The sequence below is a fragment of the Micromonospora sp. NPDC023888 genome, assembly GCF_040639415.1.
Classification (GTDB): domain Bacteria; phylum Actinomycetota; class Actinomycetes; order Mycobacteriales; family Micromonosporaceae; genus Micromonospora.
In genome coordinates this window covers 1-26676 of the sequence record NZ_JBEZZW010000065.1, presented here as the reverse complement: position 1 = coordinate 26676, position 26676 = coordinate 1, and the positions used below count along the sequence as shown (strand labels likewise).

23 protein-coding genes and 2 tRNA genes are annotated in these 26676 nt (G+C 70.5%); 7 read left to right on the top strand and 18 right to left on the bottom strand.

What is annotated here, in order from left to right; genetic code table 11:
- Window positions 1–549 precede the first annotated feature (549 nt).
- Window positions 550–774: a hypothetical protein gene (locus AB0F61_RS33125; protein ID WP_355032333.1), complete on the top strand. Its 225-nt coding sequence runs from the start codon at window positions 550–552 to the stop codon at window positions 772–774.
- 3 nt (window positions 775–777) lie between these two features.
- Here AB0F61_RS33125 and AB0F61_RS33120 read toward each other — a convergent pair whose 3' ends face one another.
- Window positions 778–1575, bottom strand: coding sequence for a carbon-nitrogen hydrolase family protein (locus AB0F61_RS33120; protein WP_357818009.1), 798 nt, complete (start codon window positions 1573–1575; stop codon window positions 778–780).
- A 38-nt stretch (window positions 1576–1613) separates the two neighbouring features.
- Window positions 1614–2447, bottom strand: coding sequence for an EamA family transporter (locus tag AB0F61_RS33115; protein ID WP_357818006.1), 834 nt, complete (start codon window positions 2445–2447; stop codon window positions 1614–1616).
- Window positions 2448–2488: 41 nt separating this feature from the next.
- On the opposite strand from AB0F61_RS33115, the gene AB0F61_RS33110 reads away from it, so the two are divergent.
- Window positions 2489–3115, top strand: coding sequence for an XRE family transcriptional regulator (locus AB0F61_RS33110; protein WP_357818003.1), 627 nt, complete (start codon window positions 2489–2491; stop codon window positions 3113–3115).
- 24 nt (window positions 3116–3139) lie between these two features.
- Here AB0F61_RS33110 and clpX read toward each other — a convergent pair whose 3' ends face one another.
- From clpX to AB0F61_RS33085, 5 genes are all read right to left on the bottom strand, one after another.
- Window positions 3140–4435, bottom strand: a complete 1296-nt coding sequence (gene clpX, locus AB0F61_RS33105; RefSeq protein ID WP_357818000.1) for an ATP-dependent Clp protease ATP-binding subunit ClpX — start codon at window positions 4433–4435, stop codon at window positions 3140–3142.
- A gap of 210 nt (window positions 4436–4645) precedes the next feature.
- Entirely contained in the window at window positions 4646–5308 is a 663-nt protein-coding gene (locus AB0F61_RS33100) for an ATP-dependent Clp protease proteolytic subunit (protein ID WP_007464109.1), read from the bottom strand.
- A 10-nt stretch (window positions 5309–5318) separates the two neighbouring features.
- Window positions 5319–5960 (bottom strand): ATP-dependent Clp protease proteolytic subunit, encoded by a 642-nt coding sequence (locus AB0F61_RS33095; RefSeq protein WP_088988027.1) that lies wholly within the window; start codon window positions 5958–5960, stop codon window positions 5319–5321.
- Window positions 5961–6179: 219 nt separating this feature from the next.
- Window positions 6180–7526 carry a trigger factor gene (tig, locus tag AB0F61_RS33090; RefSeq protein ID WP_357817996.1) on the bottom strand — a complete coding sequence of 449 codons (1347 nt, stop codon included), beginning with the start codon at window positions 7524–7526 and terminating at the stop codon, window positions 6180–6182.
- A gap of 139 nt (window positions 7527–7665) precedes the next feature.
- Window positions 7666–7739 (bottom strand) — tRNA-Pro (locus tag AB0F61_RS33085).
- 307 nt (window positions 7740–8046) lie between these two features.
- On the opposite strand from AB0F61_RS33085, the gene AB0F61_RS33080 reads away from it, so the two are divergent.
- Window positions 8047–8120, top strand: a tRNA-Gly gene (locus AB0F61_RS33080).
- Window positions 8121–8206: 86 nt separating this feature from the next.
- Here AB0F61_RS33080 and AB0F61_RS33075 read toward each other — a convergent pair.
- Both AB0F61_RS33075 and AB0F61_RS33070 read right to left on the bottom strand, forming a co-directional pair.
- Window positions 8207–8620, bottom strand: coding sequence for a contact-dependent growth inhibition system immunity protein (locus AB0F61_RS33075; RefSeq protein ID WP_357817993.1), 414 nt, complete (start codon window positions 8618–8620; stop codon window positions 8207–8209).
- Window positions 8621–8679: 59 nt separating this feature from the next.
- Window positions 8680–9186 carry a hypothetical protein gene (locus AB0F61_RS33070; RefSeq protein ID WP_357817990.1) on the bottom strand — a complete coding sequence of 169 codons (507 nt, stop codon included), beginning with the start codon at window positions 9184–9186 and terminating at the stop codon, window positions 8680–8682.
- Between the two features lie 195 nt (window positions 9187–9381).
- Here AB0F61_RS33070 and AB0F61_RS33065 point away from each other — a divergent pair, with 195 nt between their 5' ends.
- Window positions 9382–9774, top strand: coding sequence for a hypothetical protein (locus AB0F61_RS33065; RefSeq protein ID WP_357817987.1), 393 nt, complete (start codon window positions 9382–9384; stop codon window positions 9772–9774).
- 4 nt (window positions 9775–9778) lie between these two features.
- On the opposite strand, the gene AB0F61_RS33060 is transcribed toward AB0F61_RS33065, so the two are convergent.
- On the bottom strand, window positions 9779–10276 hold the full coding sequence (locus AB0F61_RS33060; protein ID WP_357817984.1) for an N-acetyltransferase: 498 nt from the start codon (window positions 10274–10276) through the stop codon (window positions 9779–9781).
- 188 nt (window positions 10277–10464) lie between these two features.
- Between AB0F61_RS33060 and AB0F61_RS33055 the strand changes: the two genes are divergently transcribed.
- Window positions 10465–12045 carry a hypothetical protein gene (locus AB0F61_RS33055; protein ID WP_357817981.1) on the top strand — a complete coding sequence of 527 codons (1581 nt, stop codon included), beginning with the start codon at window positions 10465–10467 and terminating at the stop codon, window positions 12043–12045.
- On the opposite strand, the gene AB0F61_RS33050 is transcribed toward AB0F61_RS33055, so the two are convergent.
- From AB0F61_RS33050 to AB0F61_RS33025, 6 genes are read right to left on the bottom strand one after another with little or no spacing between them, the layout of a single operon-like run.
- Window positions 12022–13365 carry an O-antigen ligase family protein gene (locus AB0F61_RS33050; protein WP_357817979.1) on the bottom strand — a complete coding sequence of 448 codons (1344 nt, stop codon included), beginning with the start codon at window positions 13363–13365 and terminating at the stop codon, window positions 12022–12024. The two genes, AB0F61_RS33055 and AB0F61_RS33050, sit on opposite strands and share 24 nt — an antisense overlap.
- On the bottom strand, window positions 13362–14729 hold the full coding sequence (locus AB0F61_RS33045; protein ID WP_357817976.1) for an oligosaccharide flippase family protein: 1368 nt from the start codon (window positions 14727–14729) through the stop codon (window positions 13362–13364). Before AB0F61_RS33045 ends, AB0F61_RS33050 begins: the two co-directional genes overlap by 4 nt.
- Window positions 14729–15934, bottom strand: a complete 1206-nt coding sequence (locus tag AB0F61_RS33040) for a glycosyltransferase (RefSeq protein WP_357817973.1) — start codon at window positions 15932–15934, stop codon at window positions 14729–14731. The genes AB0F61_RS33045 and AB0F61_RS33040 overlap by 1 nt, the downstream gene beginning before the upstream one ends.
- Window positions 15931–17160 (bottom strand): glycosyltransferase family 4 protein, encoded by a 1230-nt coding sequence (locus tag AB0F61_RS33035; RefSeq protein WP_357817970.1) that lies wholly within the window; start codon window positions 17158–17160, stop codon window positions 15931–15933. Before AB0F61_RS33035 ends, AB0F61_RS33040 begins: the two co-directional genes overlap by 4 nt.
- The gene (locus AB0F61_RS33030; RefSeq protein ID WP_357817967.1) at window positions 17157–18338 is read right to left on the bottom strand and encodes a glycosyltransferase family 4 protein; all 1182 of its coding nucleotides are present in this window, start codon (window positions 18336–18338) and stop codon (window positions 17157–17159) included. The genes AB0F61_RS33035 and AB0F61_RS33030 overlap by 4 nt, the downstream gene beginning before the upstream one ends.
- Entirely contained in the window at window positions 18325–19542 is a 1218-nt protein-coding gene (locus AB0F61_RS33025; RefSeq protein ID WP_357817964.1) for a glycosyltransferase, read from the bottom strand. The genes AB0F61_RS33030 and AB0F61_RS33025 overlap by 14 nt, the downstream gene beginning before the upstream one ends.
- A 266-nt stretch (window positions 19543–19808) precedes the next feature.
- Between AB0F61_RS33025 and AB0F61_RS33020 the strand changes: the two genes are divergently transcribed.
- Both AB0F61_RS33020 and AB0F61_RS33015 read left to right on the top strand, forming a co-directional pair.
- Complete coding sequence (locus tag AB0F61_RS33020) at window positions 19809–21077, top strand: DUF1800 family protein (protein WP_357817963.1); 1269 nt, start codon at window positions 19809–19811, stop codon at window positions 21075–21077.
- 1 nt (window position 21078) lies between these two features.
- A complete protein-coding gene (locus AB0F61_RS33015; RefSeq protein ID WP_357817960.1) occupies window positions 21079–22332 on the top strand; it encodes a DUF1501 domain-containing protein in 1254 nt (417 codons plus the stop codon).
- A 73-nt stretch (window positions 22333–22405) separates the two neighbouring features.
- Here the strand turns inward: AB0F61_RS33015 and AB0F61_RS33010 are convergent, their stop codons facing one another.
- Window positions 22406–22972: a hypothetical protein gene (locus AB0F61_RS33010; RefSeq protein ID WP_357817957.1), complete on the bottom strand. Its 567-nt coding sequence runs from the start codon at window positions 22970–22972 to the stop codon at window positions 22406–22408.
- On the bottom strand, window positions 22972–26676 hold a 3705-nt coding region (locus AB0F61_RS33005; RefSeq protein WP_357817955.1), incomplete at its 5' end, for a DUF6531 domain-containing protein. The genes AB0F61_RS33005 and AB0F61_RS33010, both read right to left, overlap by 1 nt.

Below are 26676 nucleotides of genomic sequence, written 5' to 3'. Positions count from 1 at the left end.
TATAAATCATAATTGGCACTGGCTTTACAAGCACCCTGTTGAGTTCTCAAAGAACAACCACACACCGACCAGAAGCCCCACCTCAGTGGAACCCCGTTTCGGGGCAACCGCTCAAACCTACTTGGTCGAACTTTCATTGTCAACCTCAGGTTCGAGGTGATCAATGTGGCTCGTCCGGACCCACGATGACGCACGCCGAAGCCGGCGGTCGTTACTGTCGTGGGAAGCCGCAGACCGGCCGATCGCCGCTTCGCGGCTCTCCGCCCGGCTCCTGCCGGCTTCAGAACCTTACCCGGTCGGCTTCGCGTTCGCAACCCCGTTTCCGGGATGTTCCGCACCGCCCGTTCCTCAGTCTCGCTCGGCGTCTCCGCCACGAGCCTGGCGCCCGCTCTCGGCCGGTTTGTCCGGCCTCCCCCGTGCAGAGAGAAAGTTACGCGGACGGCCCGGAGAAGGCAAATCAGGGTTCATCACTGGTTCCGATCGGCTGGTCCGCAACGGTCCCGGTGCAGCCGGAGACGCGGGCCGCCCCGGCGTGCCAGAGTGTCAGACATGGATGAGTCCGGGCTCGGCACCAGCGTGCTCGCCGAGGAGTCGCTGCTCGGCGTTCTTCTGCCCTTCTGGCAGGTGGTGATCGGTGCGGTCGTGCTTGTCGTGCTTGTGCTCTCCGTGGGGCGACTGGCCCGACGGGGCAAGTCCCGAATGACCACGGCGCTGCTGATCACCGCCGCGGCCATCGCCGGGTTCGCGGTGATCGGCGTCCTGCTGGAGGGCTGAGGGTCAGAGCCGCCGGTTGGCCAGGCTTGGCAACTCGGCCCGGATCGCGGCGAGCCGGTCGAGGTCCAGGTCGACGACCGACACACCCGGACCGTCCGGCAACTGGGTGAGGACCGTCCCCCACGGATCAACCACCATGCTGCGCCCGAAGCAGGTGCGGCCGGGGTCGTGGTCGCCGGTCTGACCGGCCGCCGCCACGAAGCACTGGTTCTCGATCGCCCGGGCTCGCAACAGAACCTCCCAGTGGTCCCGGCCGGTGTGCATCATGAACGCCGCCGGGACCACGAGCAACTGTGCTCCGCCATCGGTGGCGAGCAGCCGGTACAACTCCGGGAAGCGCAGGTCGTAGCAGATCGACAGACCGACCCGCAGTCCCTCGATGTCCACCACCACCGGCTGGACCCCGGGCGCGACAACCTCCGACTCCCGGTAGGAGACCCGGCCGGGGATCTCCACGTCGTACAGATGGATCTTGCGGTAACTCGCGGCCAGACTGCCGGAACGGTCGAACACCAGCGACGTGTTCCAGGTGTGTTCCGGGTCCGGGCCCGCCTCGTGGAAGGAGCCGGCCACCAGCCAGATCCCGAGCCGCCGGGCGGTCTCGGCGAAGAAGCTGCCCACCTCGCCGTCCGCCGTCTCCGGCTCGGGCATCCCGGCGGACGGACCGAGGTAGTCGACGTACTCCGGCAGGACGGCGAGGTCCGCGCCGCCGGCGGCCGCGCGGCCCAGCAGGACCTCCGCGGCGGCCAGATTGGCCTTACGGTCGTCCCGGGCGTTCAGCTGGCAGACCGCGACGCGCATGAGCCCAGGGTACGGCCCGATGGGCGGCTCCGACAGCGTCAGAGGCTGGCCAGCACCAACGCACCGGCGGCGAAGCCGAGCCCGGTGATCTGGACTACGCGCAGCCGCTCCCGGTCCACGGCCAACGCCAGCAGCACGGTGCTGGCCGGGTAGAGCGCGGCGACCGCCGCGACGATGCTCAGGTGACCACGGGCAGCGGCGGCGAGGAAGAGCGCGTTGGCGCCGCTGTCGAGCAGACCGGCGACCCCCGCCCAGCCCAACTCCCGTCGCCCGAGCCGCAGCCGCGCCCGGGTGGTGACGGCCAGCACGAGGCCGAACGCGATCGAGCTTGCCCGAACCGCCGCCACCGGCCACATCCCGGCGCTCTCGTCGGCCTGGCCCAGGAGGGTGTAGAAGACACCGAACAGCGCCCCGGCGGCGAGGGCGAGCCCGACCAGCCGCGCCGGGATGGCCCGTCCGCCGCCGCTCTCCCCCAGGCTGACCAGTGCGATGGCCAGCACCGCGAGGCCAGCGCCGGTGAGCGCCAGAGCGCCCGGGAAGGATGCCGTGAAGAGACCGGCGATGATCGGCACCACCGCGGCGGTGATCGCGGTGACCGGCGCCACCACCACCATCATCCCGCCCGCGAGAGCCCGGTAGAGCAGCATGACACCGCCCGCGCCGGCCACCCCGGCGAGCAGCCCCCAACCGAGGTCACCGACATGCGGGGTCCCGGGCACGACAAGCACCAGCACGACCAGCAGCGGCACACTCAGGAGCTGGGAGATCACGGTCACGGCGATCGGGTCGGCGTGCCGGGACGCCTTACCGCCGGAGAAATCGGCAGTGCCGAACGCGACGGCGGCCAGCGCGGCCAGGACAATGGGTATCATGCATCTGTCGTACCACAATAGTGACCGCGAAGGATAGTTTAATGACCGAGCCGGGACCGGATCGGGTGGGCGCGGTCACCGCCGCGGTAGCCCGACAGGTACGCGAACTACGGGCCGACCGAGGCTGGTCCTTCGACGAGCTGGCCGGCCGGTCCGGGGTGAGCAAGGGCATGCTCGTGCAGATCGAGGGCGCACGCACCAACCCGAGCGTCGGCACCCTGTGCCGGGTCGCCGACGCGTTCGGCGTCAACATCGCCCGACTGCTCGAACCGGCCGAGGAACGGGCCGTGAAGATCAGCTCAGCCGGTGAGGCGCCCGTGCTCTGGCAGGGCGAGCACGGCGGCACGGGCCGCCTGCTGAGCGGGTTGGGCGAGCCGGATCTCGTCGAGTTCTGGGACTGGCGGCTCGCGCCCGGGGACGCGCACCGTTCCCTCGACCACCCCCGCGGCACACGCGAGGTGCTGCACATCCTGGACGGCACGGTGATCGTCCGGGTCGACGGGCAAAACCATCCCGTCCGCGCCGGTGAGACCATCGAGATTCACGCCGACCGCGAGCACGGTTACCGCAACGACAGCGACGCCCCCGCCCGACTGATGATGGTGGTCATCACCCCGTCGGGCGAATGGGACCGCCGAACGCGATCACGCCGGCCGCGTCACGAGTGAGCGGCCGGCGTGGCGTGCGGAGGATCAGGCCGACTTCTCCTCGCGGTCCCGCCGGGCCCGACGCCCGGTGAACTCACGCGGAACGATTGTCGGGTTGACGTTCTCCAGGACCACCTCGCGGGTGATCAACACCCGGGCGGCGTCGGGGTTGCTCGGCACCTCGAACATCGCGGAGAGCAGAACCTCCTCGATGATGGCGCGCAGACCCCGGGCACCGGTGCCCCGCAGCATCGCCTGGTCGGCGATCGCCTCCAGTGCCGGCTCGTCGAACTCCAGCTCGACCCCGTCCAGCTCGAACAGGCGCTGGTACTGCCGGACCAGGGCGTTGCGCGGCTCGGTGAGGATCCGGACCAGGGCGCTGCGGTCCAGACTGCGCACGTTGGTGATCACCGGCAGCCGGCCCACGAACTCGGGGATCAACCCGAACTTGAGCATGTCTTCCGGCATGACCTGGCTGAAGATGTCGTCGGTCGACCGCTCGGAGACCGACCGGAGCCGGGCACCGAAGCCGGTGCCGCCCTGCCCGGTGCGGGACTCGATGATCTGATCCAGGCCGGCGAACGCTCCGCCGCAGATGAACAGCACGTTCGTGGTGTCGATCTGGATGAACTCCTGGTGCGGGTGCTTGCGACCGCCCTGCGGCGGCACGTTGGCAACCGTGCCCTCGAGCATCTTGAGCAGGGCCTGCTGCACGCCCTCACCCGAGACGTCGCGCGTGATCGACGGATTCTCCGACTTGCGGGCGATCTTGTCGACCTCGTCGATGTAGATGATGCCGGTCTCGGCGCGCTTGATGTCGTAGTCCGCGGCCTGGATCAGCTTGAGGAGGATGTTCTCCACGTCCTCGCCGACGTAGCCCGCCTCGGTCAGGGCCGTGGCGTCGGCGATGGCGAACGGGACGTTCAACATCCGGGCGAGGGTCTGCGCCAGGTGGGTCTTGCCGCACCCCGTCGGGCCGAGCAGCAGGATGTTGGACTTGGCCAGCTCGACGGCATCATTGCCGGAGCCTGGCGCGTTGGCCGCCTCGGCCTGGATCCGCTTGTAGTGGTTGTAGACCGCGACCGCGAGCGCCTTCTTGGCCTGGTCCTGCCCCACGACGTAGTTGTCGAGGAACTGGCAGATCTCCATCGGCTTGGGAAGCTCTTCCCACTTCACCTCGCCGGACTCGGCCAACTCCTCTTCGATGATCTCGTTACAGAGGTCGATGCACTCGTCGCAGATGTAGACCCCTGGGCCCGCGATGAGCTTCTTGACCTGCTTCTGCGACTTGCCGCAGAAGGAGCATTTCAGTAGGTCGCCGCCGTCACCGATCCGTGCCACCTACGTTCTCCCTGCACTCATCGGCCGGAGACCCGGCCCTGACCTGCGGGCGCTGCGCGCCGCCCGGCTTGTTTCACCCCGCCGGCTCAACCGGCGAAGCGGTACGGACCCGACGTTACCCGCTGGCGGGGCATTCTCCGACCCCCAAAACGGGTGTGTCAGAGGTCGGCCGGGAACGGGTGCCCCGGCCAACCTCTGACCCGGTACTGCTCAGCTGGCGGAGTGGGTCGCCAGCAGACCCTTCTTGCGGCTGGTCAGGATCGTGTCGACCAGCCCGTACTCCTTGGACTCCTCGGCCGTCATGATCTTGTCACGGTCGATGTCCTTGCGAACCTGCTCGATCGGGCGGTTGCAGTGGCGGGACAGCATGTCCTCCAACTGCGTGCGCATCCGCAGGATCTCCCGGGCCTGGATCTCGATGTCCGAGCCCTGCCCGTAGCCGCCCTCGGTGGCCGGCTGGTGGATGATGATCCGCGAGTTCGGAAGAGCCATCCGCTTACCCGCGGTGCCCGCCGACAGCAACACCGCCGCCGCGCTGGCGGCCTGCCCGAGGCAGACCGTCTGGATGTCCGGACGGACGTACTGCATGGTGTCGTAGATCGCCGTCATCGCGGTGAACGAGCCACCCGGCGAGTTGATGTACATGATGATGTCGCGGTCCGGGTCGGTGCCCTCGAGCGTCAGCAGTTGGGCCATCACGTCGTTCGCCGACGCGTCGTCCACCTGGACGCCGAGGAAGATGATCCGGTCCTCGAAGAGCTTGTTGTACGGGTTCGACTCCTTGACCCCGTACGACGTGCGCTCGACGAACGACGGCAGCACGTAGCGGTTGTGCACGGCCGCGAACTGGGGCGGCAGGCTCAGATCGGTCATCGTCAGCTCCTCAGCTCAGGGTCCCGGCGCCATCCGGAACCTGTGCGGCCCCGATGATCACCTTGTCGATGAAGCCGTAGTCCATGGCCTCCTGGGCGGTGAACCAACGGTCCCGGTCCGAGTCCGCCTCGATCTGCGACTGGTCTTGGCCGGTGTGGTGCGCGACCCGCTCCTGGAACATCCGCTTCGTGTAGAGCATCTGCTCCGCCTGGATGGCGATGTCGGACGCCGTGCCGCCCAGACCACCGGACGGCTGGTGCATCATGATCCGGGCGTGGGGCAGGGCGTACCGCTTGCCCTTGGTGCCCGCGCAGAGCAGCAGCTGGCCCATCGAGGCAGCCATGCCCATCGCCACGGTCGACACGTCGTTGTCGATGAACTGCATGGTGTCGTAGATCGCCATGCCGGAGTAGACCGAGCCACCCGGCGAGTTGATCCACAGGTTGATGTCGCGGTCCGGGTCCTCCGCGGCGAGCAGCAGCAGCTGCGCGCAGATGCGGTTGGCGACCTGGTCGGTCACCTCACTGCCCAGGAAGATGATGCGCTCCTTGAGCAACCGGTTGTAGACCGAGTCGTCGAGGTTGCCAATGGAGTCGCCACCGCGCGCGTCAATCGCCCGGAGCGACTTCTTGGGGATGTGCATGTCGGTCATGGCAGCCCTTCGCTCTCCGTACCGTCTTTCCCGACACTAACCGCTGTGCGGGGCGGCAGAGTCCCGGTCGGGGCACTGTTCGCTCTCAGCGCAGCTCGTCGGGAGCACCCGCGGCGCGGGCTTCCGGGCGTACCCGGCAACGCTGACTACCGGGCGTACCCAGAGATGGATACGGCCGCCGTCCACCGCACAGCGGCGGACGGCGGCCGCACCCGACGATCAGTGCTCGTGGTTGTGCTCGGCCTCGTTGGCGGCGCGCAGGGCGTCGAGGGTGACCTCGTTGCCGGCCGAGTCCTTGATCGTGATCCGCTCCATGACGGCGGCGAGCGCCTTGCCCCGCCGCACGTCACCGAAGACCGCCGCCGCCGCACCGGAGCGCACGAGCTGGTCGTAGTACTGCTGGGGGGCCATCCCGGCGCGCTGCGCCCGGTGCACGATCTCGTGCCCGAACTCGTCGTCGGAGACCTGCACGTCCTCCGCGTCGGCGAGCGTGTCCAGCAGGAGCTGGACCTTGACCCCCTCGGTCGCCGCCTCGGTCAGCTCGGCGTCGATCTGCTCCTCGGTCTTGTCCTCGGCCGCGAGGTACTCCTCCATGGAGGCGCCGATCCGCTCGAGCTGGTCGACCATCGCCTGCTTGCGGCTCTCGACCTCCTCGCGGACGACACCCTCCGGCGCCGGCACGTCGGCGGCCTCGACCAACTGCGCCAGGGCCTTGTCCCGGGCGGCGTAGATCTGCTCGACCTGCTTGCCCTGGGTGACCCGGGCCCGCAGGTCGCCGCGCAGCTCCTCGATCGTGTCGAACTCGCTCGCCATCTGGGCGAACTCGTCGTTCAGCTCGGGCAGCTCCTTCTCCTTGACCGTGCGCACGGTCACCGCCACCTCGGCGTCCCGCCCGGCGAAGTCGCCGCCGACGAGCTGGGTGGTGAAGGTGGTGTCCTCGCCGGCGGCGAGGCCGACGACGGCCTCGTCGAGGCCGGGCAGGAGCTGCTTGCTGCCCACCTCGTGGGAGATGTTGCTCGCCTGGCCGCCGGGCACGTCCTCGCCGTCGACGGTGGCGTTCAGGTCGATCTGCACGTAGTCGCCCTCGGCGGCGGCCCGCTCGACGGTCTTGAGGGTCGCGAAACGCTCCCGCAGGTTCTTCACCTGCTCGTCGATCTCGCTCTCGTCGATCTGCAGCTCGTCGACCGTCACCTCGATGGAGGACGCGTCCGGGATGGTGATCTCCGGACGGACGTCGACCTCGGCGGTGAAGTTGAGCGAGTCACCGTCGTTGAACTCGGTGATCTCGACCTCGGGGCGCCCCAGCGTCTTCAGGTCGTGCTCGCGCACCGCGGCGAGGATGTTCTCCGGGATGGCCTCCTGCACCGCCTCGTTGAGGACGGTGCCGCGGCCCACCCGCTGGTCGATCACCGCGGTCGGCACCTTGCCCCGGCGGAAGCCCGGAACCTGGACCTGCGAACCGATCTCCCGGTACGCCTTCTTGAGGCTCGGCTCGAGCTCGACGAACGGCACCTCGATGGCGAGCCGCACGCGCGTCGGGCTCAGAGTCTCGACGGTGCTCTTCACAGGCGTACTCCTTGACGGATCTCAGTTGAGTCTGGGCGTGATTCAGCCCATCGAGTGTAGGCGAGCCGGCCTGACGCTCCGGCAGCGCCCGGGAACCGCACGGTGGCGGCACCCGGGGCGGCCCGGCCGCGGACGACAGTCGGGGTGGCGGGATTTGAACCCACGGCCCCTCGCTCCCAAAGCGAGTGCGCTACCAAGCTGCGCCACACCCCGTGGCGACGTGCAGTCTATGCCGTCGGCGCGACTCAGGCGGTGCCGGGGCACCCCCCACCCGGACAAATGTCCCCAAAACCCCCCGTAGTGTCGGCTCGGGGTGGTCGGCATCAAGATCCACACGACGTCACGGATCTCGCGGTGTCCGGGGCCGGAGAGACCACGACATCCCTGATGTCGAGTGGATCTTCGGGCTGCGGCGGAGCAGGCGCACGCGTAACCCCACGCCACCGGGCGGAGGCGTGGCTGCGCGGTCGGCAACGGCATTGGGTACGCTGTCCGCGCGCCCCGTTTCGGCGGGGTGCACGCGGGCGTAGCTCAATGGTAGAGCTTCAGTCTTCCAAACTGACTACGCGGGTTCGATTCCCGTCGCCCGCTCCAACGGTCTCCGGCCCAGGTCAGAGGCCGTCCAGCCCGAGCGCTGCGAGGCTGGACGGTCTACGACTGCCCGACGGGGAGATCCGCTCTCATCGACCAAGGAACCGCAGGATGGCGTCACGAAGTTCTCGGTCCGGGTCACCGGGCCTAGGGTCGGGGTCCGACAACGGGGGGCCAGCGATGAGCTTGGCCAGCACCGACGCCAATCGCTTGCGTTCCGCTCGTAGGTTTGACCAGGCTGAGTCGGGCAGCCGCAGCACATTGCGGAGCAGGTCGCCCGGAAAGTAGTCACCCTCTGCCATGGGGTCGCGGAGCAGGACCTGGATCGCCAGAGGCAGCAGGGCCGGCACGCCGATCTCCTGCCCGAGCATGATGCGCAGATCTTCGACCGTGAACTCAGCCAACGGCTTGCGTCGCAGCTCCGTGCAACGTGTCACGAGAAAAGTGTCATCCGGGTCGGGGTCCGGCCACACGTCCCGTTCGAGCTCTTCGATTGTCGTCACGGCGGTCAGGGTAGCCAGACGGTCCCTCGACGAACCGCGAGGCCGCGCAGCGCGGGCAGCTACCCACCACCGCATCCGACAGCGACATTCAGCGCCGACAGTCGACCCGCCCGGAACGCCGTCACCTGCTCGGCTGTCAGCCCGTAGTACGACAGGAGCGGATCGCTCGCCTTCAGGCGGTTGACGTGCACGAAACACCCGCGCCAACTACCGCGACCAATCATCTCGGCGTCCGAGAAGCCCGGATCACTCGACACCGGGCTGATGACGAGCCCGGGTCCCGACACTCGCGCCAGGACATCGTCATCCGGAGGCCCGACGAAGACCGCAATTGCGGCGCGAACCTCGGCAGGCGCCGAACCAGCGTCGATGTAGTCGCGCACCCGCTCGTAACCGCGCACGTCGACCTGAGACAGATGGCGTTGAGCCGAGGTCTCAACGGGGCCTCTCATCCTGAGCACGCCGAAACAGCAGCCGACAACCGCGAGGAACGACAGCAGCCAGAGACGTCGGCGTCTCGAACGCACCGGGAGGCGTCCGTCAGCGGCATCGACGGATCCAGGCACGACGACACTGTAGGCCAACCGCGACCCGCACTACGGGTGGGTGAGCACCTGCCATCGGGGTGCGGCGAGCCGTTCGGGTCGTACGACATGAAGGAGCAGGGCGAGACGCGAGTCGGTTCCGCCGCAGCGGCAGAGGTTCGACGTTCGCCGATACGGCTCCTGTGCAGACGATGGCGGGTGGCCGAGACTGTGGCGATGTCACACGATGTCGAGGGCACCCCACGCCGGCAGGTCACCATCGCCGCTCTCCTCATCGCGGCCGGTGTGCTCATCCTCTTCGTCCCCGCCGGCGACGAGGGCAGGGTCCTCGTCGCCCTCGGCGAAGGTCACGGGCTGTCGGCCGTCGACGTGGTCGGCGCGGCACTGCTGGCGTCGGGCGGCACCTGGTTGGAGGTGCTCGTGGTACGACGCCTGCCGCACCTCGCCCTGCCCGCACGGGCGTTGTTCGCCCTCGGCCTGCTGGCCGGCCTCGGTGTGGGGCTTCTGATCGCCTCGGTCTTCTCGGGATTCTTCTGGTGGTGGGCTGTCGGCGCCACCGCGCTCGGCGTCGTCGTCCTCGTCCTCGTGCCCCTCACGGCACGGCGCTGAGGTGTCACGAGGCGCGCGGCAGCGCCAGCCAGTCCGGCCAGGTGATGTCGTGGCCCAGGTAGCGGGGCTGCCGGAAGGGCCAGTCGGCGGCGATCCACCGTGGCACCAGCGCGTCGAGCGCGCGCTCCGCCGCGCTGCCGACCAGGTCGTTCACCACCCACCAGGAGATCTCGCCGTCGGCGCCGGTGCGCTCGGGCGGGTCGATGTAGACACAACCGAAAAGCGCGGTCTCCTCCTCGTCCAACAGCGCGTAGTTGAACGACTGGTGCGCGGCGATCTCCTTCTCGTGCCGCAGCAGGTCGATGCGGTCCTCTTCATAGGTCATCGTCTCCGGGGGCCAGGCCCAGGCCGGGCCGAAGATCTCCCACAGGCGCTCCCGGGAGCCCATCACGGCGGGGTAGTCGATCGCCGTGTCTGCCTCCCGGATCGGCCGCAGGTGCAGCGCGGTGTCGGGCACCGGCACGGAAACGGGGTGGACGAAGTCTTCGGGCAGCCAGCTCATGGGCCGAGGCTATCGCCGGTGGGTGCGGGATGGTCCAGGGGTTTACGCGCCGGGGCGGACGACGAACGGCCAACCGATCGCTGACTGTCGTCATCCGGGCAGAGACTTCCTCGGCTCCGGGCTTCGCCGGGCCGGTTCGGATGGGTCGGCATGGATATCATCACGTGGGCAAGCGGAAGAGGTCGCACATGCAGCCAATTGGTCCGTACCAACGGATCCGGAGACTGGGCGTCTGCCAGATTGGCAGCATCTGGTCCGCCGTCGACGGTGGGCAGCAGTCTCTCGTGGTGGTGGTGCTCGACGTCGGCATCGCCGGTGAGTCACGGTGGCGGGACGCCTTCGCGGCCACCAGCCACGCGATCGCTCGTTCGGAAGCGGGCAGCCCGCTCTGGGCCGATGCGGACTTCTCCGCCACCACTCCCTGGGTCGCGTACCCGAAGGATCTCCTGCCGACGGCCGAGCGCACCTTCGCCGCCCTCGGGATGACCTACCAGCCGGCTCCGGCCGAGCCGGACGATCCGCCCGCTGAGGCGGAGCAGGCACGACCGGCGGCGACACCGGTGCCGCGCCAGACGCCGCGGGCCGAGCAGACGGCCCCCACCGAGCAGACACCACCGGCGCAGACCACGCCGAAGCCACCGGTCGAGGCCCCGCCGAAGCCACCGGTCGAGAGCACGCGGAAGCCACCGGTCGAGGCCACGAGGACGCAACGGACCGAGGCGACGCGGACGCCACCGGCAGACCAGCGGCCCCCGGCCGAGCAGACGCCGACGCCGCCCGCCCCCCAGCCGACACCACGCGCCCCCCAGCCGACACCACGCGCCCACCAGCCGACGCCACGCGCCCACCAGAAGACGTCGACGGACGACCAGCCACCGCCGGCCGTCGAGCCACCACCGCTACCGCCACCACCATCGCTACCACTACTACCCCCACCGCCACCGCCGCCGACGACGGAGCAAGCTCCGATGCCGGTGTGGGCCGTCCCCTCGCCACCGAAGGTCACGCGACCTCGCTCGACCTCCACTGCCTCGGAACCCACACCGGAAGCCGAACCGGAGCCGGCTCCGACGCCAGCGCCGAGACAATCGCGCGCGGGCCGGTGGGCCATGCCGGTCATCGGTCTGGTGCTCGGCCTCGTCGCCGGTGGTGGTCTGGTCCTGCTGCTCGACCCCGGCACGGATCCCCCACAACCGACGCCCACGACGGGCCAGTCGGCACTGCCCGCACCGGCCCCGGCCTCCGCGCCGCTGAGCCCCGGGCTCGAACCGCCGGCTCAGGGCGAGTGGCCCGCCCAGTGGGTGCGGTTCGCCGCCACCGACCGGATCCTCACCCTCAACGGCCTGGACGGTCTGCCGTTTCCGGTGAAGGTGCCGCCGACCTGGCAGTGCACGTCCGTCGAGCGGGCCGCAGGGCTCAGCAGACACCAGTGCGGCGCGCCGGCCGGCAGCGAAGCCGCGCTCGGCGGTGAGTTGGTCGTGCGCGACTGCCCGGCGCCCTGCGACGGGCCACGCCAGACCGCGATGCGTACCGGCGAGGAAGCCTGGGGGCTGCAGTGGGTGCGCAGTGGCCCCACCTCGGCGTACGCCGAGACCAGCAGCCTCACCATCGATGGTGAGCAGCGGTACGGCCTGGTGGTGGTCGCGTACTGGCGCAGTGACAGCGGCGACATCGACAAACAGTTGGTGCTGCGGATGACCGCGCCGGTCGGTGGCGCCAACCAGCTCCGCCGGGTCGCCAACTACCTACGGGACGTCCTGATCTTCTGAGCTGGTCGCCTGCTCCGGCACGGGGCGGGGCAGCTCGGCTCGTGCGATCAGACCCAGCGGAAGCCAGGTCAGGTACCCGGCGAGGGTGACGGACACGTGCGATGCCTCCAGCCAGGAGACCCAGAGCAGCGCGACCAGGAAGAGCGCCGGCCCCGGCGTGCCGGCACCGGCCAGGAGCATCGACCGCCGCCAGACCTGGTACAGCAGCACCGCGAACAGCACGACGGTGAGCAGGCCGCCGATGGTCAGCAGGTGCACGAGCACGTTGTGCCCGTGGGTGTACCGGCCGCCGAGCGCCGCAGCCAGGTCCGGCTGCCGCTCGAAGTATTCCGGGCCGTGGCCGGTCAGTGGCCGCTCCGCCCACCGGCTCAGCAGGGCACGCCACGTCCGGCCCCGGTTGGTGAAACCGGCCGGGTCGGTCGTCAGTAGCGGGCAGAGAATGATCAGACCGAGCGCGACGACGAGCGGGACGCCGATCAGCATCGACAGGTGCCGCCGACGGCTCCGTTCGGACCGGTCGGCCCGCCCACCGGTACGCCTCCAGCGGAGCAGCCCCCAGGTCAGCAGGACGACGATGGCCGCGAGTTGACTGGTCCGGGAACCGGTCCAGAGCAACGCGACAAGGATCAACGTCAGGGTGACCCGACGCGCCGCCGTCGGCCGGATGCCGAACCCGAACGGCAGGCTGAGGGCGAGGATGAGCCCGAGCACGTTCGAGTGCGGGTACGGGCCGGCCAGCAACCCGCCGATCGCCCAACCCTTGTTGCCCGCGTCGGCGCCGGTGAGCAGCCCCAGGTCCGGCCGCACGACCGCCAACAGCATCGCGACGACGGCGGTGGCCGCGCCGAGCACACCGACCGCGGCAAGCGCCTGCGCCCCGGGTCGGAGCACCCAGATGGCGACGACGGCGATCGGGAGGGCCAGGGACACCGGCCCGGGGGGTTGCCCGTTCACCAGCCCGGCGAGGTGGATGGCGGCCAGTGGGGCGAGGACCACGACGAGCGCCCACAGCCGGTCCGGGCGTCGGTGCCGCAGCCCGTACGCGGTGAGGAGGAGGGCCAGGCCGATGAAGGCCGCGGTGGTGACGTCACCAAGGACGCGACCGGCAGGGGGCATCGAGTCGACTGCGGAGTTGAAGGCCGGTCGCCCGTTCTGCAGGATCTGGACGAGTTGGGGAGTGGTCACCCTGATCCAGGCGAGGACCAGCAGCCCGACGACGCCCGCGGTGCCGAGCCACTCGGCGGTGCCGGGGTCAGGTCGGATCAGTCTGCTGGCCCGGAGCAGGACACCCTTCGTCTGACCGCTGGACACCGTACTCATCGGACTCCCCCACCTGTGCCGGCTGACTGTGGATTGGCCGCATCCGGTGCCTCGGGAGGACCGGTCCGGCGAGACCGCCACCGCCGCGTGAGCCCGACGTGCAGGTGCCGGAGGTCCGCGGCGTACGGCACGGTAACCGCTCGCAGTGACGGCACCGCTGGCAACCTGCGTACCGACCGGGCCGCGATGCCGGCCGCGACGGCGTACCCCACCAGGCTGGCGACGGCCGCGCCGACCGCACCCAGCGGGGCCAGCACGACGAGCAGCAGCACGCCGGTGAGTGAGCCGACGACGAGGGCAACCGACGACCGGCCCGCCTTGTCGTGCACGAGCAGCAGGGCGCTGAAGATCTGTACGCAGGTGAACACGACGGTGGCCGCGCAGAGGATGACGGTGGGCAACGTGGCAGGGGCGAACGCGGCGCCGAAGAACCGTGGCACCAGCAGACCCGCGCTCGCGGCGAGGACCGCGCACCCGAGCGCCGCCACCGGGACGGCGACCCGCGCCACCCGCAGTACCGATTCGTGGTCATCGCTGCCCGCCCCGCCCATCAGGACGGTCCGGGCCGCGGTCGCCACGACGGTCGGCAGTTCCGCCACGCTCACCGCCACCGCGTAGAAGCCGAGTTCGCGTGCACCGAGCAGCGGTAGGCCGACAACCTGGTCGAGCCGGGCGCTGGAGGTCGCCGCGAGCACCCCGGGCAGACAGGTGAGCGCGTACCGGATCAGCGACCGGACGGGAATCGGCTCGGCCTGGTCGGCTGGTCCGGTAGGAGTCGCCGGCTCCGGGCGGCGGCGCAGCCGGAGCAGCCCGACGAGCGCTCCGCTGGCCGTCGCGGTCAGGAAGAGGGCAGCGGCCCAGAAGGCGCTCAGGTCGAGGGCCACGCAGGCGATGACGAGCAGGATCGTCCGCAGTGCCGCCGGCACGACCTTCATCAGGTTGACGCCGCCGATGTCGGCGGCACCGGTGAGGGCACCGATCGCCAGGTTCGCCAGGATGTGCAGCGGCGCGAGCAGTGCGAGCACCATGAACTGCTGCCTGTCGACCTGCGCCCGGTCGAAGACGAAGAGGCTCAACACGCCAAGTAGCAGCACGGCGACCAGACCGAGCGGCACGGCGGCCAGCAGGCTGACCCGGGCCGCGTCCCGCCGGGACAGCCGGCTCTGCCGGACGTGGAAGGTCAGCGCGTCCTGGAGGCCGTAGGTGCCCAGCCAGCCGCAGATCACGATCGGCAGGGTGAGCGCGGCGTACAGCCCACGCCCCTCCGGCCCGAGTTCGCGGGAGAGGAAGGGGCTGACGAGCAGCCCGCTGACCGGGATCAGCAGGTTGGCGGCGGTGGAGGCGACCAGCCGGTTGACGGCCATCACCGTGCGGGTTCGGTGCCGGCGACACCGCGATCGGTGAGGTAGCCGTCGGTGCCGAGCGCCGTGCGGAGGCGTTCCGCGAACCGGTCCTCGGAGAACTCCCGCCCCACCAGCCGCGTCGCCTCCGCGGCCATCGCGTCCAGGGCGGTCGAGGTGGTCGCGAGGAGTTCCGCGGCCATCGCGGGCGGGTCCGCGGCGATCCGGACGGCAGTGCTCGCCGGCACGCCCTCGGCACCGACCGTCGTGGTGAAGACCGGGACCGCGTGGGCCAGCAGGGTGAGGGTCTTCATCTTGACGCCGGCCCCACTCCACAGTGGCACCACCGCGGCGCGGGCGCTGGTGAGCGCGGTACGCAGGTCCTCCACGTAACCGCGTACCCGGACCCCGGGGTGCCGGCTCAGCTCGGCGCGGACCGGCCCGGTCAGACCCGAGCCGATGAGGGTGAGGGTGTAACCGGACCGGACCAGCGCGGGCCAGCCCTCGGCCAGGAAGCGCCGCAGGCCGGTCAGGTTCGGCTCGTACGCGAAGCTGCCCAGCCAGACCAACTCCCGCTCCTGCGGCCGGGGCTGGTGGCCGGACGGGAGCGGGACGCAGCTTGGTAACACGAAGGTGGCCGCCCGGCCGTGGTGCCGCCGCAGCCGCTCGGCCTCGTCCTCGCTTGTCACCGAGACCGTCGCGCAGGACGCCAGCGCCCGCCGCTCGAAGCGGGTCGAGACGGCGGTCAGGTAACGGGCGCGCAGTCGGTAGACGAGGTCGTCCGCCGCTTCGATCTCCTGCCGGAGGCTTGCGGCGAGCACGTTGGCCTTGTCCCAGTGCCAGCGCAACCTGGTCCCGGGGAAGTAGGCGCCGGCGGCCTCACCGAGGGCTATCGCCGCGCCGTCGTGTCGCCGCAGCTCGTCGTGCAGCTCCGCGCTGTAGCGGCTCCGGACCCATGGTGGCAGCCCGGACGCGAGGGCCTGTGCGTACCGGCCCGGCGGACCGAGGCGGTCGTAGCGGAAGGGCGTGGCTGCGAAGGTACGCACCCGCATCGGGTGCAGCAGCCGGCGCAACTGCTCGACCTGGTCGGCTGTGGTGTCGGGGCGGCGGACCACCAGCAGGGTGCAGTCCGGCACCTGAGCCAGCGCCCGCAACATCATCGACACCCGGACGGGATCGCCCCGGTCGACGGGGATCGGCAGGTACGACGAGACGACGCTGAGGGTCACCAGTGCCCACCTTCGCACGCCGCGGCGGGTCGGGTGAGGGTCGAGCCGGTCAGGTCCCGCCAGACCGACAGCAACCGGTCGGCCTGGACCGCCGGGGCGAATTCCGACCGCAGCCGGAGGAGCAGCACCTGGGCGCGCCGCTCGGCCGTGGCCGGCTCGGCGACCACCGTCCGGATCGCGGTGGCGAGGGCGACCGGGTCGTCCGGGGGGACGAGCCAGCCGCTGTCCGGGCCGACGAGTTCGGGGATGCCCGAGACCGCGGTGGTGACCACGGGCACGCCCTGACTGGCCGCCTCCATCAGGAACACCGGGATGCCGTCGAGGTCGCCGTCCGGGGCGGGCCGGCAGGGTAGGGCGGCGACCTGCGCGCCGGCGAGCGCGGCCGTAGCCACCGGATGTGGCACCGCGCCGTGCAGCACCACGGCGTCGGCCAGCCCTGCCGAGTCGGCCCGGCGGCGCAGATGGTCCCGCAGCGGACCGTCGCCGTAGATGTCGTACCGGATCGGATGCCCGGCCTGGACGAGCCGGGCCACCGCGTCGATGGTGGTGTCGATCCCCTTCTTCGGGATCAGCCGGGCGACGGTGACGATCCTCGTGGGGGTGCCCGGCGTGGGAGCGGGCGCGGTGGGCGGGGCGGCCAGGAGTCGGGCGTCGACGCCGGCCCGGACGACCCGGTGGGGAATCGTCGCGATCGGCACTCCCCGGTCGGCGAGTTGACCGGCGGTCGCCGCGGAGACGACGAAGAGGTGCCGCAGTCGGGTCAGCCGGCGACGCAGCGCGGCCCGGTCCGGGTCGAGCAGGAAGTCGGCGGCGTGCGCGGTAGCCGTCACGGGTCGGTCGAGTCGGCGCCCGACGAGCAGAGCGACCATGGTGGGCAGATTGACGAAGTGGGCGTGCAGGACGTCCGGGTCGAAGCGCCCGATCTCGTCGGCGAGGGCGGTGGCGGCGGCGTTTGCCAGCAGGCCACGCGCCAACCCCCGCCCCCCGGCGGCTCGCGACGGCAGCCCGAGCAGGCGCAGGTCGGCCGGGAGCCCGCCGGGACGGCGGAGCAGTTGGACGGCGGCCCGCCGCGGCTCGGCCCGACGGTTGCCGTCCGGGTTGGCGACGAACACCTCGACCGTCGCCCCGGCCGCCCGCACCGCCTCGATCTCGGCGGGGATGAAGGTCTCGGTGAGCCCGGGTGGGCGGACCTGGACGTACCCGATCCGTAGTGCCTTTGCGCTCACGCGGCGTCCCGCACGGGGGCCGACCGGTGGGCGCGGCGGACGGAATAGAAGAACCCGGCGTGCCGCTCGACGCAGTCCGCGTCGGACAGCAGGCCCGGGGTGTGGGCGGCGGCGGTCGCCAGGTCGTGCCGGAGCCGCTGCGACGCCACCAGGGTACGCAGCACCGAGGCGAGCGCGTCCGGATCTCCGGGCGGGACGAGCATTCCGTTGACCCCGGAACGGATCCACTCCCCCGGCCCACCACCCTCGGTGGCCACCACCGGCAGCGCCCGGGCCAGTCCCTGCAGCACGGTCTGGCCCAGCGGCTCGGCCCCGAGCGACGAGTGGACCAGGATGTCGATCGAGTCGAGGAAACCGTTGATGTCGTCGACGTGCCCGCGAAACGTGACCTGTTCGCTGATGCCAAGCGTGGCGGCGAGTTCCCGGAGCTGCGTCTCGTAGGCCTCCTCGCCGAAGAGCGGGGCACCGCAGAGGTACGCGCGCACGTCGGTGCCGCGCAGGCTCGCGGCGAACGCGCGGAGAAAGACGTGCTGGCCCTTCCAGTGCTGGAGCCGGCCGACCATCCCGATGGCCCTGACCTGGGGCCGGATCTCGGGGTGCGCGAGCCGCTCGGAGATCCCGCTGGGGCTCTGGATCACCGTCCGTTGGGCCGGGATCCGGGGGGCCGGCGGGACGCTGGCGAGGGTGAACCCGGAGTTGGCGATGAGCCCGTCGGCGCGCCGCAGGGCCAGCCGGCGGAACGCGGGCAGACCGATCGGGCCGAGGCTCTCGACGGTCAACGGGCCGCGGAGGTGCACCACGAGGGGGCGGCGCCCGGCCCGGTCGGCGAGCGCACAGATGATGGCCGCGGCGGCGGTGTTCGCGTGCACCAGGTCGGCCTGCTGAAACAGCGGGCTGCGCCGCAGCACCCGGGCGCCGTCCCGCAGCGCCGCCAGGTAACGGGCCGCCAGCAGTGGCGCCCCACTTCGGGTGCCCCCGGTCGGTAGGGTCGGCAGGTCCCGGGCCTGCGCCACCTCCTCGGCGGGGAGCTGGTCGAAGGCGACGCCGGCCGGTGGGGCGTACAGGGCCGCCTGCCAGGGGTGGCGCTGACCGAGCAGGCGGGCCAGGGCCAGCTCGGCCCCGCCGGGTTGCGCGGTGTGGGTGACGTGCAGCACCCGCATCGGGTCAGCCACACTCATGCTCGACCCACTCGCTCACCCGGCGGGCGAAGGTCTGTGTCGAGAACCGCTCCGCCTGAACGGGCATTTGCGCCTGGTCCAGCTCGTCGAGCCGGCCGATCGCCGCGGCGTGGTCACGCGGGTCGAGCGAGTCGACAAGGACACCGGTCTGCGCGTCGACGACCGTTTCCAGCAGGCCACCGCGGCGCAGCCCGAGGACCGGGGTGCGGCAGGCCTGCGCCTCGACCGGGACGATGCCGAAGTCCTCGTGGACCGGAAAGAGCAGGGCGCGGGCGCCCCAGTAGAGCTGTCGCAGCCGGTAGCGGTCCGGGTGGACCTCGATGGTGACGGGCACGCTCGCCTGGTGGGCCAGGCGCCGCAGTCGGGCCTCCTCGGGCCCGGAACCGGCAATGATCAGGGGAAGGCCGGCCTCCTCGGCGATCGCGATGATCAGGTCGAAGTTCTTGTAGCGCACCCAGCGCCCGACGCCCAGCAGGTAGTCGCGCGGTTGCGCCCGGTCGGCGCTCGGCGCGGCGGAGAAGAAGTCCACATCGACCGGCGGATTGATCACCCAGGCGTCGCGGCCCCAGTGCCGCCGGATCCGGTCGCGCACCTCGACGGAGTTGGCCGCGTAACTGTGCACGTGGTGGCTGAGACCGACGTCGAGCGCCCGCATCAGGCGTCGGGGCACCGCCAGCATCGGCCCGGACGCCCGGTCGTCGACCCCCGGGTTCCAGAGATAACGGGCGGGGGCGTGGACGTAGCTGAGGTACCGGGTGCGGTCGGGACTCCCGAGCCGGACCGTGTGCGCGAAGGCGTGGCTGGAGGAGATGACAACGTCGAACCGGTCGCGGGTGAGGGTCCGCCAGACCAGCGGCATGAACGGCAGGGCGACCGCCTTGTTGCCGCGCAGCGGTGTCCGGGCCAGCCAGGACACCCGCAGCGGTGGCGGGTCGGCGTCGTCGTCACTCCAGAGCGCGAAACGCTCGGCGGTCGGGAAGACCTCGGTGAGTTGGCGGAAGACCTGTTCCGCACCGCCGGTCGCGGTGAACCACTCGTGCACCAGCGCCACCGACCGTCCGGTCTGGACGGGCGGGACCGGGCGGGGCTCGACGGGTTGCGCCGGGGCACCCGGCCAGGTGTCGCTGCCCGCCGTGGCACCCGCGAGCGCGACCGGCGACTGACCGGAGGATTGGCGCAGGGTGGGCGGAACCGGCTGATCCATCACCTCGTACCCCCGTAAGAGCGTGGACGATCGGCGATGCAGCCGCCGATGATAGCGAGCATATAGAGCGAAATACATACCACGGCCGACAGAAGTCAGTAATCGGACATCGGATCACCGCCGCCATTAACGATCGTCCACACTCTATGCGGTACGTCCATCAGAGACGTATCGTCGGGGCGCGGCTCGACCCGTCGCCGACGGGCGGAATTCCGGATGATGGTGAAATGCCGCTTCCCTGTTGAGGGTTCCACCATGGTGTCGTTATGACCGACGACGTGGCTCTACTGCTGCGCCGAACGGGGTTCGGGCCGACCGCCAACGAGCTGGCGGCAGCGCGGCGGGCCGGCTTCACCGCCACCCTGGCCGCGCTCACCACCCCCACGGGGCCCGACATCGGCGCCACCCGGGCGCCCATGCCACCGCTCGGCCCCGACCCGTACGTCGGCGCGTCCGAGCCCACCCCGGCGCAGCGGGTCGAAGCCGACGGGCTGCGTCGGGCGCAGGCCGGCACCCTCACCCAGTGGTGGCTGGATCGGATGACCGTCGCCGACCACCAGGCCGCGGAGAAACTGCTCTTCTTCTGGCACGGCCACTGGGCCACCTCGATCGTCAAGGTCAAGAGCCCACAACTGATGCTGGCGCAACACCTCGCCCTACGGGAATCCCGGGACTTTCGCGACATGGCCCATCGCATGATCGTCGATCCGGCCCTGGTCTACTGGCTGGACGGCCAACTGAACAGCCGGGAAGCCCCGAACGAAAATCTCGCCCGGGAGTTCTTCGAGTTGTTCACCCTCGGCCTCGGGCAGTACACCGAATCCGACGTACAACAGGCCGGCCTGGCGTTGACCGGGTGGCGGATCGACCTCGCCGGACGGCGATCGGTCTTCGACCCCGGACGCCACCACGACGGCACATCGAGCATCCTCGGCGTGACCAGACACTTCACCGTCGGCAGCCTGGTCGACCTGGTGCTCGCGCAGGAGGCCTGCCCCCGGTTCGTGGCCGCCCGGCTCTGGCACCGGTACGCCTCCAGCACAGCGCCGATCCCGGAACACATCAGGGAGGAGATGGCCGCCGCCTTTCCCGAGCCGCTGCCGATGCTGCGGGTGCTGCTGGCCGACGAGATGTTCCCGACCACCCGGGCCACCATGGTCAAACAACCGGTCGAGTGGCTGGTCGGCGCACTGCGACAACTCGGGTTGCGACCGGCCACCCTCCCGGCGGAGACGGTCACCGGGCTGCTCGACGGGCTCGGCGGCCTCGGCCAACGCCCGTTCGCCCCGCCCAGTGTGGGCGGCTGGCCGGCCGGGGTGGCCTGGCTGACCTCGGCTGCCGCCCGGTTGAAACTGTCCCTGGCCGGCAAACTCGCCAGCCAGCTCAGCCCGGAGCGGATGACCCCGGAGGAGGTGGCCCACCTGCTCTGCGTGGACACCTGGACCGACCGCACGTACGAGGTGCTGCGCGGCACCACCAACTCCCGGCTGATGCTCACCCTCGGGCTGGTCAGCCCGGAATACCAGGTGACCTGAGATGGACCGACTCACCCGACGACGATTCCTGCTCGCCTCCGGGGTGGCCGGCGGCGGTGCCCTCGCCGCCGGCGCCGGCGCGATCACCCTGTCCCGGCTGCTCGACACCGCGAAACCCGAGCAGCGCGTCGCCAGGCGTCCGGTGGAGACCGTCGTCCTGGTCACCCTCTACGGCGGCAACGACGGCTTGAACACCGTCATCCCGTACGCCGACCCGGCCTACCGGGCCTCCCGCCCCGAGTTGGCGTACCCGGAGGAGCAGGTGCTGCGGTTGGACAGCGACCACGGTCTGCACCCGGCGATGCGCGGCCTACAGGGGCTCTGGTCGGCCGGTCGGCTCGCCATCGTGCACGGGGTCGGCTACCCGAAGCCGGACCGCAGCCACTTCCGGTCGATGGACATCTGGCAGACCGCGGCGCCGAGCGGCCCGGCCGACACCGGCTGGGTCGGGCGCTGGCTGGACGACACCCAGGCGCCGGTGGAGGCGGCGGTCAGCTTCGAACCGGTGCTGCCGCCACTGCTGGTCGGACGTCACCGGGTCGGCGCCTGCGTCAGCTACCAGGGGTTGGAGCTGCCCGACTGGGTGGCGCCCGCCATGGTGGCGTCGCTCGGCCGGGTACAGGCCGGCGAGTCGGCGATGCAGGCGCGGGCCGCCACCGCGTACGCCGATCTGGTCGACATGGGCCGGTTGGTCCGCGCGGCGGTGGCTCCGGCCGCCAGCCCGACCGACGCGACCCCGGTCGCCACCGCCACCGGAACCGGCGGCGGTGGCGCGCTCGGCGCGCAACTCGCCCTGGTCGCCCGCTGCGTCGAGGCGGGGGTACCCACCCGGGTGTACTCGGTCAGCCTCGGCGGCTTCGACACGCACGCCGGGGAACGGGCCGCGCAGGAGGCCCTGCTCGGTCAACTCGACGCCGCGGTGGCCGGTTTCGTGGACCGGATGGCCGGCAGCGACGCCGGCCGCCGGGTCGCGGTGGTCGTCTACAGCGAGTTCGGCAGGCGGGTACGCGCCAACGCCTCCGACGGCACCGACCACGGCACCGCCGGGCCGGTGCTGGTGGCCGGGGCGCGGGTGGCTGGCGGCTTCCACGGTCAACCGTCCAGCCTGACCGACCTGGACCAGGGCGACCTGAAGGCGACCACCGACTTCCGGGACGTGTTCGGAGCGGTGCTCGACACGGTGCTCGGGGCGGACCCGGAGCAGTATCTGCTCGGCTACCGGGGTCAGCCGCTCCCGCTGTTCCGCGCCGGTTGAGCGACGCTGATCGGGAACGAACTGCCGTGGCCGCCAAGATCCCGCCACCGCAGCTCGACACCCCGCTGACCGCTCACGCTCCCCAGGACGACCCCTCTCCGGCCGGGATGAGGTAGGACCTGGCGACAGTCTCGTCGAACAGAACGAGCAGCGAGTCCGGCATGTAGCGGGGTGTTCCCTGCTCGACTTCGCCGAGGGCGATGATGGCAGACCCAGGAGCGCCGAAATCGAGTCGCACGGACCACAGCAGGTCTGGACAGTCGTCGCACGGCTGGTGCCAGGCCCAGGAAATGCCCTCGACGCCATGGCCCAACCGGGATGGCCAAGGATGGATGCCGCTGGCATCGACCGCGACCGCCGACCTGCCGAAGAACAGCGGATCCACCGTATCGGTGGCGACGACGGCCAGACCTTCGTTGAACCCGTTCATCGACCAGGCCACGTTCAACGTGACGTCGTCAAAAATGAGTGAGACACCCATGTCGGCGACGTGGATCGGACCAGCACTTGAGTCCTCTTCCACCCACTCCAGGCCGGGCGGAACGAAGTAGGTGACACCCCGTAGCCGTCGCGCCGCTATCGCCGCGGACAACTCGTCAATCCGGGTCTTGTCCTCGCGCTTGATCAAAGCGATGCTCATCAACTGATCTTTCCGAAGAACTGGAATACGTTGTTCGCGTCGAAGAACGCCGAGATGAAGCCGTCACCGCCTGGTGAGATCATGTTGCTGACGACATGGTACCCGCCAGGGAAGTTGGTCTTGAGGCCAGCCGGGACCACGCTCGACAGAGGATCCGTCAAGATATTCTCGAGCATCTCCTTGCCGGCTTGGTTCAGGATTGTCGGCGACTGCGAGGGCAGATGCGGAAGATCGCCCTGCATCATGTGTTGTTGGTATTTCCTGCCGTCGTGCTTCAGGCCTGTTTTCGCTGCTTTCGCACTGTCGGCCGCGCGCTGCCCGGATGCCGCCATCTGGGTCAGGCAGCCGATCAGCCCGAGTGGATCGAGCCAGCCGAGCGGGTTCAGCACGTAGGCGTGCGGATTGGGGCCTGCGTCAAGGCCGATCGGATCGGTAGAGACGTAGCGGGCGGTGTCGGGGTCGTAGTGCCGGTGATAGTTGTACGAGGTGCCGCTTTCCGGGTCATGGATCTGGCCGGGGAAGCGCAGTGGGCAGTCGGCCCCCGTCACGCTGACGTGGGTGGGGATCCCCCAGATGGTGGTCCGCTGTTGCCAGACGACCTGGCCGTCCGGGCTGACCAGTTCGGTGGGTGCGCCGACCAGGTCGGTCACGATCGCGTAGAAGCGACGGTCCACCTCGTCCTGATCGGCCACGCCGTCGGTCTGACTGATCGGAGTGAACGTGTCGGGGGCGTACTCCCAGGTGCTGGTCCGTTCGCCGGCCTCGCCCCGGTGGGTCTGCTCGATCAGGCGAGGGCCGTCCCAGGCGAAGTCGACCTGCTCGACCACGGCGCCGTCGGCGTCGAGGCGTTGCTTGGCGACCCGGCGGCCCAACGCGTCGTAGCGGTAGCGCCAGCGGGTGCCGTCCGGAGTGGTGACGGCGGTCAGCCGATCCTCGGAGTCCCAGGTGTACCGCCAGGTCAAGGGCTTAGCCGAACGTTGCTTGAGCTGCCGCAGCGTGACCCGACCGGCGTTGTCGTGCTCGTAGCGCACGTCTCCGGCGCGGCGGATCAGGGTGCCGGTGTACTCCCGCTCGCCTCGAGCGCCGCGTTCGCTGTCTCCGCCCGTGGCGTCGGGCCAGGTGCCGCTGGCCACGTTGCCGGCCTCGTCGTAGGCGTACCGCTCGGTCCAGTCGGCGGCCTGCACGGCGGTGATCCGGCCGGCCCGGTCCACCTCCAGCCGTCGCTCGCCGGTGAGGTGGTCGGCGATGTCGGTCAGGTAGCCGTCGGCGCGGTACCGGTAGGCCCGGTGGGCGACCAGGTCCGGGACCGCGGCCGGCTCCGCGGCGTTCGCGGTGAGGATCTGGGAGAGCAGCCGGTGGTTGGCGTCCCAACTCTGGGTCAGAGCGAGGCTGCCGACCACGCGCCGCGTCTCCCGGCCGGCCGCGTCGTGGGTGAAGCTGACCGTCGCGCCGCCGGTGCGCAGCGCGACCGGCCGGTGACCGGCCGCGTACTCCCAGACGCTCTCGACGCCCTGGGGGGTTCGCCGCCGCGTCTGCCGACCGAGCTCGTCGTAGGACGAGGTGACGGTCTGACCGTCGCGGATCTCGGCCAGTACCCGGCCTACCGGATCCCGTTCGAAGCGGAGATCAACATCGGGTGAGGTGGCGTGCAGCAACCGGCCGACCGGGTCGTACTCGAAGGTGGTGACGCCTTCGACTGTGTGTTTCTCGACGACGTTGCCAAGCGTGTCGCGGACCAGTTCGATGCTTTGCCCGACGCCGTTGGTGCGGGCCACCAACTGACCGGCGGCGTCGTGCGTATAGGTCTGCGTGCGCCCGTTGAAGTCGGTTTCGGCGACGAGCCGGCCCGCCGGGTCGTAGTCGTAACGCCACACGAGGCCCTGGGGGTTGCTGACCGTGGTGAGCCGCAGCTCAGCGTCGTAATCGAAGGCGAGGCGGGAACCGTCCGGCCCGGTACGCGCCACCGGCAGGTCGAAGGGCCCGATCTCGAACTCGGTGGTCGCCCCGGTCTGGTCGGTGTGGCTGACCAGGTTGCCTTCCGGGTCGTAGGTCCACTCCTCGCTCGCTCCGTCCGGGCCACGCCGCCACGCCAACCGTCCCTCGACGGTCCAGCCCAGACGAGTGATGCCACCGAGCGGATCGATCACCTCGGCGACGCGTCCGGCCGAGTCCCGCTGATAACGTGTCACCGCGCCGGTGGGCTCGGTGACCTGGCTGATCAACCCGGCCGAATCGGTGGTCACCAGCAGGGTGTTGCCGAGCGCGTCGGTCACCTCGGTGAGGTGACCCGAGTCGTCGTACCGGTAGCGGGTGGCCGCGCCGGTCGGGTCGGTGATCTTGGTCAGGTTGCCGCGCTCGTCGTGCTCGCGCCGCCAGACCGCACCATCGACGTCGGTGACGACAAGCGGCTGACGCAGACCGTTGTACGACGCGGTCGCCCGGCTGCCGTCCGGACGGGTGACCTCGACCAGGTTGCCGTCGTCATCGTAGGACCAACGAGTCGTCCGCCCGAGAGCGTCGGTCTCGGACAGCTTCCGATCGAAACCGTCCCAGGTGGAAGCCACGACATGGCCCAACGGATCGGTCATCCGCTCGGTCTGACCGCGTTCGGTGAGTTCGTAGACGGTGGTGTGGCCGAGCGAGTCGGTCACGGTGGTGACCCGGTCGGCCGGGTTGTAGTGCAGCCGTGCGGACAGGAAGCCGCCCGAGCCGGCAGCGGCGATGCAGCGGCCCTGCTCGTCGTAGGTGTAGCGGTACTCCTGCTGGTTACGGTCCTGCCAACGGACCAACCGGCCCTCGTCGTCATAGCCGAACCGCAGCGGCAACCCTGATCCGTTGATCACCTCGGCGAGGTGACCGCCCTCGTCGTAGCCGAACCGGACGAGAGTCCGGGCGTCACCCGAGGCTTCCGCGTCGAGCAGACTCAGCGCCGCCACCTGCCCGTGCAGGGTGTCGACCGCGATCCGATACCCACCGCTGTGCCGAATCTCGGTGACCACACCGTCGCGCCACTCCAGGTCGATCCGATGGCCGTTACGGTCAGTCACGGCAACCAGGGGCAACACTCGGACGGGGTCACCCTCGCCCGCCGGCTCGGGCAGGTCGGGCACCGCCCGGAAATGCAGCGCGCGACCGGTATCTGGCTGGTCGACCCGGAATCCGTCAACCGTCGCGACAAGCGGCCACCGAGGCCCGACTGCCGGCATCGTCCGCGCTCCATCACCGGCGGGCGCCGGATAGGTGAGGACCATGCCGTCCTCTGCCACGAAGCAGACACCCTCGTCATCGACCTCAACCCGCTGATCAAGGGTCGACGCCCAGGACGGCCCGAACCAGCGACCGGCCCGGTACGACGACACGTGACTACGGCTCAACACCAGCGGCAGCAGGCCCGGCAGTTCGGCGTCGGTCTGGGCAAACACCACCTCACCGCTCGCCACGTCGATCGGGTCTGCCGCAACCCTGCGGGCTCCCATGGGGATGCTCGCGCGTGGCAGCTTCGGCAGGGCCGCACGCGCCTTGGTCAGGCCCCTTGCCAGAGTGGGCAATCCGCGCTTGGCGAGGGCCAGGGCCGGCTTGGCGAGCTTGAGCAGCCTGCCGATGGGTACAACGGTGAGCACCGTGTCGATCAACAGGTTGGTCAGACTGCCCTTACCGGTCGCCGCATACAGCGACGCGTCAATCAGCAGAGCCGCAGCACCGGC

Coding starts and splice junctions, on each gene's coding strand:
- AB0F61_RS33125 (WP_355032333.1), top strand. CDS start 550: ATGGATGAGTCCGGGCTCGGCACCAGCGTGCTCGCCGAGGAGTCGCTG.
- AB0F61_RS33120 (WP_357818009.1), bottom strand. CDS start 1,575: ATGCGCGTCGCGGTCTGCCAGCTGAACGCCCGGGACGACCGTAAGGCC.
- AB0F61_RS33115 (WP_357818006.1), bottom strand. CDS start 2,447: ATGATACCCATTGTCCTGGCCGCGCTGGCCGCCGTCGCGTTCGGCACT.
- AB0F61_RS33110 (WP_357818003.1), top strand. CDS start 2,489: ATGACCGAGCCGGGACCGGATCGGGTGGGCGCGGTCACCGCCGCGGTA.
- AB0F61_RS33100 (WP_007464109.1), bottom strand. CDS start 5,308: ATGACCGATCTGAGCCTGCCGCCCCAGTTCGCGGCCGTGCACAACCGC.
- AB0F61_RS33095 (WP_088988027.1), bottom strand. CDS start 5,960: ATGACCGACATGCACATCCCCAAGAAGTCGCTCCGGGCGATTGACGCG.
- AB0F61_RS33065 (WP_357817987.1), top strand. CDS start 9,382: ATGTCACACGATGTCGAGGGCACCCCACGCCGGCAGGTCACCATCGCC.
- AB0F61_RS33060 (WP_357817984.1), bottom strand. CDS start 10,276: ATGAGCTGGCTGCCCGAAGACTTCGTCCACCCCGTTTCCGTGCCGGTG.
- AB0F61_RS33055 (WP_357817981.1), top strand. CDS start 10,465: ATGCAGCCAATTGGTCCGTACCAACGGATCCGGAGACTGGGCGTCTGC.
- AB0F61_RS33050 (WP_357817979.1), bottom strand. CDS start 13,365: ATGAGTACGGTGTCCAGCGGTCAGACGAAGGGTGTCCTGCTCCGGGCC.
- AB0F61_RS33045 (WP_357817976.1), bottom strand. CDS start 14,729: ATGGCCGTCAACCGGCTGGTCGCCTCCACCGCCGCCAACCTGCTGATC.
- AB0F61_RS33030 (WP_357817967.1), bottom strand. CDS start 18,338: ATGAGTGTGGCTGACCCGATGCGGGTGCTGCACGTCACCCACACCGCG.
- AB0F61_RS33025 (WP_357817964.1), bottom strand. CDS start 19,542: ATGGATCAGCCGGTTCCGCCCACCCTGCGCCAATCCTCCGGTCAGTCG.
- AB0F61_RS33020 (WP_357817963.1), top strand. CDS start 19,809: ATGACCGACGACGTGGCTCTACTGCTGCGCCGAACGGGGTTCGGGCCG.
- AB0F61_RS33015 (WP_357817960.1), top strand. CDS start 21,079: ATGGACCGACTCACCCGACGACGATTCCTGCTCGCCTCCGGGGTGGCC.
- AB0F61_RS33010 (WP_357817957.1), bottom strand. CDS start 22,972: ATGAGCATCGCTTTGATCAAGCGCGAGGACAAGACCCGGATTGACGAG.